Here is a 10,359-nt window from a genome sequence, read left to right as displayed (position 1 = left end):
GCATTCGGCCGCCCCGGGCCCGCATGATGTCCGTCATGCTCATCCGAGACGTGACTCCTGACGACTGGCCCGCGATCTGGCCGTTCCTGCAAGGCATCGTGGCGCGGGGGGACACCTTCACCTACCCCCGAGACCTGGACGAGGCCACCGCGCGCGACATGTGGGTGCTCCGGGCCCCCTCGCGCACGGTGGTCGCCGTCGACGCCGACGGGAAGGTGCTCGGGACGGCGAAGATGAACCGCAACCACCTGGGCGGCTCCGCCCACATCTCCAGTGCGAGCTTCATGGTCGCCCCCGAGCACACCGGACGCGGCACCGGACGGGCGCTGGCAGAGGAGGCGCTGCGCTGGGCGCGCGCCGAGGGGTACCGCGGGATGCAGTTCAACGCGGTCGTCGCGTCGAACGTCCGGGCCGTGGGTCTGTACGAGTCGCTCGGCTTCGAGGTCCTCGGCACGGTCCCGGAGGGCTTCCTGCATCCGGACGAGGGCTATGTCGGCCTGCACATCATGTACCGGGGGCTCTGACCATGACCATCGACGAACGCGCCCTCGCGTACCGCGACGCGTACGACGCACAGCTCCGGGCGCGCGGGGTCCAGCGCGAGGCGGCGGAACGCTCCGGCCCGGTGGTCCGGCAGGTCCTGGCGGGGCACGGCGGACTCATCACCTACCGCGACCTCGGCGGTCTCGAGGGCACGGAACTCGACACGTTCATCGCCGCGCAGCGCGGGCACTTCGCCGCGCTGGGCGAGGCCGTGGAGTGGAAGTACCACGGCCACGACCTGCCCGCCGACCTCCCCGAGCGCCTGACGGCCGCCGGGTTCAGCGCCGAGGAGCGGGAGACGGTGCTGGTGGGCGAGGCCGCCCAGCTGGCCGCGGAACCGGCGCCGCCGCAGGGCGTGACGCTGCGCGAGGTCACCTCCCGTGCCGACCTGGAGCGGATCCAGGTCATGGAGGAGGCCGTTTGGGGGTACGACCACAGCTGGCTGCCGGACGCCCTGGAACGGGAGTTGAACGGCGAGGGCGACCCGTCGGTGGTGGTGGTCGCCGAGGCGGGGGACGAGGTCGTCTCAGCCGCCTGGATGCGGTTGCACACCGGTACGGAGTTCGCGTCGTTGTGGGGCGGCTCCACCCTCGCCGCCTGGCGCGGCCGGGGCATCTACCGCGCCCTCGTCGCCCACCGCGCCCGGCTCGCCGTGGCGCGGGGAGTGCGCTACCTCCAGGTCGACGCGTCCGACGACAGCCGTCCGATCCTGGCCCGGCTGGGTCTGCTGCCGGTCACCACCACGACGCCGTACGTCTGGAAGCCGTCCGCGGACCGTCCCTGAGCTCCAGGTGGCCGACCGCGATCGGAGACGGCACAAATGCTCTTGAGCCGTCCCCGATCGGACGCTGCCAACCTCCTCCGGACAACACTGGCCGCGCTCTTGCCCGGCCCTGCCCGGAGGAGGTCCCATGGCGGCTCCCACCACGACGGCCACTGCGGGAGAGGAGGCCGCCGCGCCCCCCGCCGGCACCTTCCTCGGCCGGCCGCGCTGGTTCACCACGCTCTTCGGCCTGGACATGTGGGAGCGCTTCAGCTTCTACGGCATGGCCGCGATCCTCTTCCTCTACGCCTCCGCCACGAAGGCCGAAGGCGGCCTCGGCCTGTCCGAGGACACCGCGACCGCACTGTTCGGCGTCTACCTGGCGACGGTCTTCCTCGCCTCGGTCCCCGGGGGCTGGCTCGGCGACCGGATCCTCGGGGCCCGAAAGGCCACTCTCTACGGCGGCGTCCTCATCGCGCTGGGACACTGCTCGATGGCGCTGCCCGCGGTGCCGACCGTCTACCTCGGCATGGGCCTCATCGCGGCGGGAACCGGACTGCTCAAGCCCAACCTGGCCACCGTGCTGGCCGCCTGCTACGCCCGCGACTCGCGCGCGGAACGGGACGCCGGATTCGCGATCTTCTACATGAGCATCCAGGTCAGCGCGGTCGCCGCGCCCATCGTGTGCGGCGCGCTCGGCGAGTCCGTCGACTGGCACCTGGGCTTCGGCGCCGCCGCCGTCGGGATGCTCCTCGGACTGGCCCAGTTCCTGCGCGGCACCAAGTACTTCGGGGAGATCGGACAGCACCCCGAGCGCCCCGCCTCCGCGGAGCAGTGGCGCCGGGTGAAGCGCCGCACCGGCGCGGTTCTGACGGTACTGACCGTGGTGTACGGCGCGGACGGCGCCGCCGGCACGTTCGAGCTGCGGCACGCGCTGGCGCTGGGCGGGCTGCTGTCCATCGTCCTGCCGGTGGTCTGCTTCCGCCGGCTGCTGCGCAATCCGGTGGTGACCGCGAGCGAGCGGGAGCGGATCCGGTCCTACATCTGGCTCTTCCTGTCGGCCGCGTTCTTCTGGATGCTCTACATCCAGGGCAGCACCGTGCTCAGCCTGTTCGCGAAGGTCGGCACGGACCGGACCGTCGGCGGTTTCACCGTGCCCGCCAGTTGGTTCCAGTCGCTGGTGCCGCTGTTCATCCTGGCCGCCGCACCGGTCTCCGCCTGGCTGTGGGTCCGGCTGGGCGACCGGCTGGGCGCGCCCGCCAAGTTCGGCATCGGGCTGGGGCTGATGGGTCTGAGCCTGCTGCTGATGGCGGTGGCGACCGTGGTCGGCTCCGACGGCCACCTCGTGTCACCGGTGTGGCTGGTCGTGGCGTACGCGCTGCAGGCCTGCGGAGAGGTGGCGCTCGCCCCGGTGGGCATGAGCGTCACCACCGAGGTGGCCCCCAGGACGTTCGTCAGCCAGATGATCGGCATCTTCTGGCTGGCGGCGGCCCTCGGCGCGGGCGTCGGCGGGCACGCTGTGCAGCTGTCCAAGACCAGCACCCCAGGCGCGGGTTACTACCTGGCGCTGGGCATCCCGGCGCTGCTCGCCGGCGTCGCGCTCATCCTCGGCAGCCGGAAGCTGCGCGCCCGCCTGGGGGTCTGACGCCCGGCCGGGGCCGCCTCACCCGTCCGCCCCGGCCACCACCGGCGCCTGCTCGCGCGTCGGCACGGGGACCTGATGGAAGGCGTAGTACACGGCGAGCAGCCCGTGGACCGCCGGCGTCAACGGGGCCGAGAGGAACGCCAGGCCCACCGTGGTCGGGTAGACCACGGATCCGACGGCGAAGCGCCGCCGGGTGGCCCTGGCGGCGGCGACGTCGACCCGGCCGTCAAACAGATGGCCCGTCCCCGTCAGATGCCACCCCAGCGCTTGGTAGGCCACCGTGTGGGCGACCATGAAGAGGCTGTAGACAGCCGCGGCCGCATGGGAAGCGTGACCCTCCCGCAGGTACTCGGCCATCAGCCCGGCCGGCCAGGGCAGCGCGGCCCCCGCACGTCAGCAGGAGCAGGTTGAGGAAGAGCAACGTGCGGTCGACACGGGCGATGTACTGGAAGATCGTGTGGTGGTTGATCCACGTCAAGCCACCTTCACACGGTGTTTGTGCCTCTACCACGTCGTCCGCGAGCTACAGATCCTGCTTACCACCTGGACCGGTGTCTGGCCACCTGCCGGCGCGACCACCGAGCTGACCGGGCACAACGGTGGCGAGTGAGATCCTCGGAATGGTATTCGGCACTTTGGCAGGCGGAATCTCGTAGACCGCTTGCGGCACTCCTGCAAATCATGGATGGATTCACCCGTTGCAGTCTTTCTCTTTGTCAAATATTTTCCGACTCATTGCCTCTTGATGGTTACACAAACCGGCAACTGGAGCCGAAAAGGGAATTTCACATTCCTGATATATGGAGGTCTTGTAATGCCCCCACGAAGGTCGCTAGTTTGATTGCCGCGGCCCCGATCTGGATGCCGTTCAGGTATGCCTGCGGGGGCGGACCATCTGTATGCGCTGTGCGCTGGAGGCGGTGAAGGCTCCTCTCCTGCTGTCCTGAGATTCCGATGCTCATCAGGGGAGAAGAGTTGAAGTCTCTACTATCCGGCCGTGGTCGCTACCGCTATTTGGTGCCGCTGCTGGCCATCGGGGGGTTAACGAGCTCGCTGCTCGTCGCGTCCACGGGGGCGAGTTCGCCCGCGTACGCCACCTGTACCGATGCCGTGCCGCCGGCTCAGCCCACCACCGGCCAGCCTGCGGCGGCGGCTACCGTCACCCCGGGCTGCGGACCCACACCCACGCCGCTTCCCACCACGACGGACACCTCCGGCCCCACGCCGACAGCGACGCCTCCGGCGTCTCCGAGCGCGCTGGGCGTGACCGTCGGATCGGACGGCTGGATCACCTACACCACGACCAGGGCGTCATCGCTGGCTCTGACCGACGTAACCACCAGCACCCTCACCGGCACGGTGGCCGCGGACGGTACATGCGAGTTCAGTGCCACCGGCACTGCGGCGGCCGGGTCGGCGGCGACCTACCAGGAGGAGACGGCCTACAACCCGACGACCTGCCAGGAGAAGATCCTTGTGGGCGGGCTGAGCGCTGCCGCGGAAACCTCGCTGACGGATCCTGCGGACGCGGCCAATACCGTGACGACGTCCTCGAATTCGGCCGAGGCAACCCCCGGCAGCGACCCGGACTGGGGGGGATTTACGTACTACAAGGCTGCTTACACGAAGACCGCGTGGATCGACCCCGTCTACATCACCATCACCTCGCTGACAGCGAACCTCCAATGGCCGCTCTACGGAAAGGGCGGTTATCTCTACGGCCGTGTCAACCCCTATGAGTTCCGCTACGACGGCTGGTCGAATTCCGGAACGCCGCCGATTTCATTCCATACCATGTCCGACAACAGCGGGTGGTACCTTCTGGAAGCCGAGAGGTTCCGCAACGTTGACTTCGAGTACTACATTCTCGCCGCGTTCGGTGTTGCCGGATGGGCGGCGTGCGGATTTACCACCGCGCCCGCCGTCTTCCAGCACCGCGTGCAGGTAAGCGGATACCGCAACGGGGCACGCGGCTGGGCCTGGAACGACTCCAAGAGCGGCGGATGCGCCAACCTCGTCCACCACGGGCAATGGAACAACTACGGGTGGACATCGTGAGGCAGGCAGTCACGGTACGTCGGATGATCGGCTACGGCCTGAGTGCGATGGTGGCCGTCGCCGCGTTGTCCGCGTGCACCACTGCCGCCAGTTCACCGTCCACCGCGCAACCGGCGACCGCCACCACCGGTTCGGGGGCCGTCGACCGGAGCGCGCCCGGTCCGGTGGCGCTGGGATACAGCAAAGCTATGTTCGCCGGCCACTTCGACCAGGCGCGTGAGTGGGTACTGCCAAAGGACCGCGATGCGCTGAAGGTGCTGGCCTTCGGGCTGGGGCCGGAGTCCGTCAGCGCGAAGAACCTCGCCATCGGTTCCGTGCAACAGCACGGTGACCAGGCGGTGGCCGTGCTGCTGGGCACCATCTGCAGCAACGGCAAGCGAGCCGGAGGGGTGACACCGAGGCCTGGAGCGACCCCGGGTCCTCTGCCGTCATCGTCCGGTATCTGCATCTCCAACGCGGACTCCAAGACGTCTAAGCCGGCGTTCCAGGTGCTGCTGAGCAAGGATGCGGGAAGCCAGTGGTACGTGCACTTCCCTACCCTGGATAAGGCTCACCCCCCTGTCGTGGCTCCCGCCACATCCAGTGCATCTCCGGTGTCGGGGCAGTGACCGCGGCCTTCGGCTGAGCACAGGCAAGCGGCCTGGAAGAACGACCGCCCTGCAACAGGCGTCGTCTCTCCAGGCCGCAGGTCTTCAGCGGGAAGATGCAGGCCATCGCAGCTGAGCGCGGCGACGTGCATGTCGCAACAGGAGCATGAGGGCCACGCTGGCGAGCATCATCAGCGCGGCGGCGGTCAGCCAGATCCAGGGATCGCTCTGATCGATGCAGGCCGTCTGCGTGCTGTTGCAGACGGTCCCGGGGCCGGAGCGGTTCAGGTACGCAAGGAACAGCAGGAGGAGACCCGGCCCGGTCAGCAGGCCGGGCAGGCCCGCCGCCGATCCGCGGCGCGTGCCCACCACGATCGCTGCCACCACAACCAGGGGCAGGACGAACAGTCCGACGGACAACAAGGCCGCGACGCAGAAGGCGAAGCCGCCTCCGACGACCGCCCAGAGCGTGAACCACAGCCATACGGAACGGCCACCGGTGATGCGCTGTGCGTCGGTCACGACAAGACTCCCATCGGCGTGCCTCCTGGTGCGGCAGCCAGTGAGCCGCCGGCGTGGGGTGTTCAGCGAAAGTGGCGGTTGAGTTCGTTGGCGTACTGCAGGCCGAGACGGTCCGCGTGCGCGGTCAGCCACTGCGACAGGGCGGTGGTCCCGGTGGCCGGCCCGTCGGTGTCGGCCAGGCCGCTTGCCATCGCCCGGTATTCCGCCCCGGTCAGTAGCCGGTCGCGCAGGGCGAGTCCGATCGCGGCGGACAGGGGCGGCACGAGACTGCCGGGGACGCAGACAACGCGACAACGGCTGCCGACCGCGGTCCGGATCTCCTCCACCAGTTCCAAGAACGTGGGACGCTCCGGGCCTACCGCGTCCAGCACCTCGCTGCCCTCGGCGTGGGACGAGGCCACACACAGGCGGGCGAGGTCGTCGATGTGGATGCCGCGGATCCGGTACCTCCCGTCGCCGCCGACGGCGAACACCGGAAGACGCCGCAACAACCAGGCGATGTTGTTCAGCAGGACCCCGTCGCCCCCGAACAAGATGGCCGGCCGCAGCACCGTGTGGGGAACACCGCTGTCGGCCAGCGCCTGCTCCACCTGGGCCTTACCCCGAAAGTACGGATAGGGGGATTCCAGGCTCGGGTGGGTGATGGAGACATGGACGATCCGTCGAACTCCCGCCTCTCGGGCGGCGTGGAACAGGGTGCGGGAGTGAGCGACGGCCTGGTCGTGGTCCAGGGGACCGCGGGCGAAGCGGACCCAGTAGGTGTTGTAGAGGGTGCCCGCACCGCGCAGGGACTCAGTCAGGCGCACGCTGTCGTCGAAATCCAGGGGGCGTACGTCGATGGCGCTGTCGTCCGGAGCACGTTCGGGGTGACCCGTCAGGGTCCTGACGTGCCGTCCGGCGGACAACAGTTCGCGGGCGATGGCGGCACCGGAGTAGCTGAAGGCGCCCGTGACCACGTCCAGGTCGTCGTTCATGTCCCCTGCTTCCGGTTGAAGGGGTTACGGCCCAGGAGGTCGAGCAGGCCGGCCAGTTTCTTGGCACGGTCAAACAGGGTCAGCGCCGGGGTCCGGTCCTGCTCGAGATTCGCCAGCATCTCCAGCCCCAGGTAGAGCGCCACGATCGCGTGGGCGATCTCCTCGGGCGGCATCAGCCGTGCGGCGGGCGTGCCGGCCATGGTGTCGCGGACCGCCTCGGCGGCGAACTGCTTCCAGGGACGGATCCGGTCAGCGACCTCCGGACCCAGTTCCGGTGTGGACTGCGCGGCGGCGATCATCTCCACCAGGACCGCCACATGGCCCTTGTCCAGGTCCTCATCGAAGACCGCCTTCGCCGCCTCGATGAGCTCCCCGCGAGTGCCGGCCTGCTCCACCATCGCCTGATACCGCTCGTGACGCGCGGCACTGACACTGTCCAGCGCGGCCAAGTGCAGCGAGGCCACCGAACCGAAGTGGTAAAAGACCAAGGACTGATTGCAGCCGGCCCGCCGGGCGATCTCCCGGGCGCTGGCGCCGGCGAATCCGTTCTCCCGCAACGCCGCAACGGCCCCGGCGATCAATGCCCCGCGCGTCTTGGCCGAACCCTGCCCACGGCCAGGCCCCAGAGCGCGACCTCCGCCCATCCTGGCCACGTTATTGCCCCCAGCCACGGCGATAAGCACATGAATTAAGCAGGTGCTCAAACCGTAGACCTCTGCTGCCTGGACGACAAGCCCACTCACTCCGCCAGGGACGGTGGGACCTCACCCGGTGCGCGGCGGCCAAGGCCGCGCCGCGCAGATCTTCCTCGGCCATCTCCAGCCCGCGGACCACACCCCTAAGAGCTGGTAACGCGATCACGAGCGGGCGTTCTTGAGACGTCGGTAGCAGATGAGGCTGCAGGCGAGGGAGACGAAGGCGTCGTGGTGGGCGTTGGAGTCACAGCCTTTGTCGCCGAGCACGGCTTCGGGCGTGCGGCGGGGCCGGCCTGGGCGGCCCGCGACAGGCTACGTCTTGACAGGGATCAGCGTCTTTGGGCTGCCTCTGGCGTCATCTGAAGTTGTAGAGAGGGGACCATTGCAAGAAGCAGATCGCTCCTGAGCGCCGTGCCTGAGACGGGAGTTGAGCGTTCGTCCCGGTGCCTCTGTGCTGCTTTGGACCGGCCCTGCCCCACCTGCCGCCGCGAGATACCCGTACTGGCACCAGCCCGAGCAAGCACCTCTAGTGCTCTGGCCGGAAAGGTTTGCCTGGTGCGCGGCGTCCGGCGCGGTACATCGCACGGCGGAGGATCGTCCTCGTACCGGGCATACTCGGACGACTCCGACAACGCAGCGAAGTGCCGTGCCGGGCGTCGCGAACCGGTGAACCTTTCCGGCCAGAGCACTAGCTGCCGGAAGGCTCAGTGCGTACGGCCTCCGGCTTGGTCGGCACGGGGACCTGATTGAACGCGTAGTACACGGCGAGCAGCCCGTGGACCGCCAGCGTCAACGGGGCCGATACGAAAGCCAGGCCCACCGTGATGGGGTACACGATCGTGCCGAGGGCGAACCGCGCCCGGGTGGCACGGGCCGCCTCGACATCCACCCGTTCGTCGAAGAGATGACCCGAGCGCGTGAGGTGCCACCACATGGCCTGGAACACCACGGCGTGGAAGACCAGGAAGAGGCCGTAGACGGCAAGGGCGATATGCGCCGCGTCACCCTCCCGAAGGTACTCGGCCACCACCGCGGCGGGCCACGGCAGCGCCGCGACACCCATCAGCAGGATCAGATTGAGGAACAACAGCGTGCGATCCACACGGGCGATGCACTGAAAGATCGTGTGATGGTTGATCCACATAATTCCGATGATCAGGAACGTAACGCCGTAGGCGGCGTACGAAGGCCACATCGCGCCGAGTGCGGACCACAGGTGGTCCCCCGCGTGCGGCGGGACCTTGATCTCCAGCACGAGCAGCGTGATCGCGATGGCGAACACGCCGTCGCTGAACGCCTCAACTCTTCCCGACTCATTCATTCTGTCCCCCTGTTGACAGGCGCGAGCGGCACGCCGCGCCCCTGGCGGGCTGCAGGACGTACGTGGCGGGCCCATCAGAATGTACGTTGATCGCGGCCGCGCGAGAGGGAATTCGGTCAGAGCGGAAGTGCCTGCGGACGCCCTGGGCCGTGTCTGACACATACCGGCGTCCGCCCGGAGGGCGGGCCCGGGGCGTCTGGTGCGTGCGATCGCACGGCGGAGGGTCGCCCCTGTACTGGACGTACCGGGGCGGGCCCGACAACTGGGGGCCCCTCCCAGCGGTAGCTGGGGGAGAGCGCGCGTGCCAGGCGTCCCGGGCCAGGCGGGATGTGTCAGACACGGCCTAGGGACAGCGCGGACCGGTGGCTGCTGAAGCAACCGTCGCAAATCGCCCGCCTCATGGGTGTTCAAGGACCTGGAGCGCGCCACCGGCAGCGAAGCACAGCGCGCCGGTGAGAGTTCCCCAGTTGGCGATCGTGGCGTTGATCAGGCTTCCGGTGCTCGGGCGATTGAAGGCGGCCAGCGCCGAGACCATGAAGAGCACGGAACCGAGCTGGTTCACCGCGACGATCCACCATCCCAGGCTCCGTGAGCGGGCGCAGGGCCGCCAGCGATGACAGATCTCGACGAAGGCGAGATGCCCGGACAGCAGGAACAGGACGCAACCGACGACATCAGGCGCCCAGATCAGCCGGTCCACCTGCCGAACGGTGAGCCCCCGCAGGAAGGAGTCCAGCAGGTTGACGGCGAACACCAGCGTTCCCGCGAAGAGCACCGCCGTACCGAGCCAGCCGATGTCCATCGGCTCGTAACTCCACCACCTCCAGCAGGGTGTGACCGGTGGATCCGGTGCCTCTGAGTGGCGAGGGGCGTTGACGACCTGTAGCAGTACGGCGTAGCCGCCCGTGGTGAAGAAGACTCCCCCGACGAAGTAGATACAGGCGCTCAGGGTCGGATCACCAGATCCGAACTGGGCGACAGCGGCGCCGGCAGTGAACAGGGCGCCGCCGATGATGAAGGCGACCGAGGCGATGAGGTTGACTCTGCGCAGTCGACCGAGCCCCGGAGCGTCGGCGCTCGCCGTCGTACCCGCCGGCCCCCGCACAGCCCGCACGGCGAGCACGCCGCGCCGGCGCGCCAACCGGGACTCCCACACCGCCGTCCTCCCCTCGGAGAGAACCCAGGTGCGCCGGGTGACGAACGGTCCGGCGCCTTCCGTGTGTTGCTCGACCCTTCGCACGGGTCCGAGCG

The 10,359-nt window shown here is 68.8% G+C and carries 11 protein-coding genes; 5 read left to right on the top strand and 6 right to left on the bottom strand.

Features of this window, described 5'->3' with window-relative positions:
- Window positions 1-35: 35 nt before the first annotated feature.
- From M2266_RS27975 to M2266_RS27965, 3 genes are all read left to right on the top strand, one after another.
- A complete protein-coding gene (locus M2266_RS27975; protein ID WP_277440680.1) occupies window positions 36-524 on the top strand; it encodes a GNAT family N-acetyltransferase in 489 nt (162 codons plus the stop codon).
- Window positions 525-526: 2 nt separating this feature from the next.
- Window positions 527-1,327 (top strand): GNAT family N-acetyltransferase, encoded by an 801-nt coding sequence (locus M2266_RS27970; protein ID WP_277440679.1) that lies wholly within the window; start codon window positions 527-529, stop codon window positions 1,325-1,327.
- Window positions 1,328-1,454: 127 nt separating this feature from the next.
- Window positions 1,455-2,951, top strand: a complete 1,497-nt coding sequence (locus tag M2266_RS27965) for an oligopeptide:H+ symporter (protein WP_277440678.1) — start codon at window positions 1,455-1,457, stop codon at window positions 2,949-2,951.
- An 18-nt stretch (window positions 2,952-2,969) separates the two neighbouring features.
- Here the strand turns inward: M2266_RS27965 and M2266_RS27960 are convergent, their stop codons facing one another.
- Window positions 2,970-3,245: a hypothetical protein gene (locus tag M2266_RS27960; RefSeq protein ID WP_277440677.1), complete on the bottom strand. Its 276-nt coding sequence runs from the start codon at window positions 3,243-3,245 to the stop codon at window positions 2,970-2,972.
- Between the two features lie 723 nt (window positions 3,246-3,968).
- Between M2266_RS27960 and M2266_RS27955 the strand changes: the two genes are divergently transcribed.
- Both M2266_RS27955 and M2266_RS27950 read left to right on the top strand, forming a co-directional pair.
- On the top strand, window positions 3,969-5,009 hold the full coding sequence (locus M2266_RS27955; RefSeq protein WP_277440676.1) for a hypothetical protein: 1,041 nt from the start codon (window positions 3,969-3,971) through the stop codon (window positions 5,007-5,009).
- 23 nt (window positions 5,010-5,032) lie between these two features.
- On the top strand, window positions 5,033-5,617 hold the full coding sequence (locus M2266_RS27950; RefSeq protein ID WP_277440675.1) for a hypothetical protein: 585 nt from the start codon (window positions 5,033-5,035) through the stop codon (window positions 5,615-5,617).
- Between the two features lie 84 nt (window positions 5,618-5,701).
- Here the strand turns inward: M2266_RS27950 and M2266_RS27945 are convergent, their stop codons facing one another.
- From M2266_RS27945 to M2266_RS27925, 5 genes are all read right to left on the bottom strand, one after another.
- On the bottom strand, window positions 5,702-6,118 hold the full coding sequence (locus M2266_RS27945; protein WP_277440674.1) for a hypothetical protein: 417 nt from the start codon (window positions 6,116-6,118) through the stop codon (window positions 5,702-5,704).
- A gap of 62 nt (window positions 6,119-6,180) precedes the next feature.
- Window positions 6,181-7,092, bottom strand: a complete 912-nt coding sequence (locus tag M2266_RS27940) for an NAD(P)H-binding protein (RefSeq protein WP_277440673.1) — start codon at window positions 7,090-7,092, stop codon at window positions 6,181-6,183.
- On the bottom strand, window positions 7,089-7,673 hold the full coding sequence (locus tag M2266_RS27935; protein WP_277440672.1) for a TetR/AcrR family transcriptional regulator: 585 nt from the start codon (window positions 7,671-7,673) through the stop codon (window positions 7,089-7,091). Before M2266_RS27935 ends, M2266_RS27940 begins: the two co-directional genes overlap by 4 nt.
- 802 nt (window positions 7,674-8,475) lie before the next feature.
- A complete protein-coding gene (locus tag M2266_RS27930) occupies window positions 8,476-9,108 on the bottom strand; it encodes a TMEM175 family protein (protein ID WP_277440671.1) in 633 nt (210 codons plus the stop codon).
- Between the two features lie 397 nt (window positions 9,109-9,505).
- Complete coding sequence (locus M2266_RS27925; protein WP_277440670.1) at window positions 9,506-10,348, bottom strand: hypothetical protein; 843 nt, start codon at window positions 10,346-10,348, stop codon at window positions 9,506-9,508.
- Window positions 10,349-10,359: the final 11 nt, after the last annotated feature.

This window comes from Streptomyces sp. SPB162 (genome assembly GCF_029504575.1).
GTDB lineage: Bacteria > Actinomycetota > Actinomycetes > Streptomycetales > Streptomycetaceae > Actinacidiphila.
The sequence above is the reverse complement of the archived record's forward strand: the minus strand, read 5'-3'. Positions and strand labels throughout refer to the sequence as shown.

Bases quoted from the DNA above. Each gene is read 5' to 3' on its own strand.
- M2266_RS27970 (WP_277440679.1), top strand. From the start codon at position 527: ATGACCATCGACGAACGCGCCCTCGCGTACCGCGACGCGTACGACGCA.
- M2266_RS27940 (WP_277440673.1), bottom strand. From the start codon at position 7,092: ATGAACGACGACCTGGACGTGGTCACGGGCGCCTTCAGCTACTCCGGT.
- M2266_RS27960 (WP_277440677.1), bottom strand. From the start codon at position 3,245: ATGGTCGCCCACACGGTGGCCTACCAAGCGCTGGGGTGGCATCTGACG.
- M2266_RS27965 (WP_277440678.1), top strand. From the start codon at position 1,455: ATGGCGGCTCCCACCACGACGGCCACTGCGGGAGAGGAGGCCGCCGCG.
- M2266_RS27950 (WP_277440675.1), top strand. From the start codon at position 5,033: ATGATCGGCTACGGCCTGAGTGCGATGGTGGCCGTCGCCGCGTTGTCC.
- M2266_RS27975 (WP_277440680.1), top strand. From the start codon at position 36: ATGCTCATCCGAGACGTGACTCCTGACGACTGGCCCGCGATCTGGCCG.
- M2266_RS27930 (WP_277440671.1), bottom strand. From the start codon at position 9,108: ATGAATGAGTCGGGAAGAGTTGAGGCGTTCAGCGACGGCGTGTTCGCC.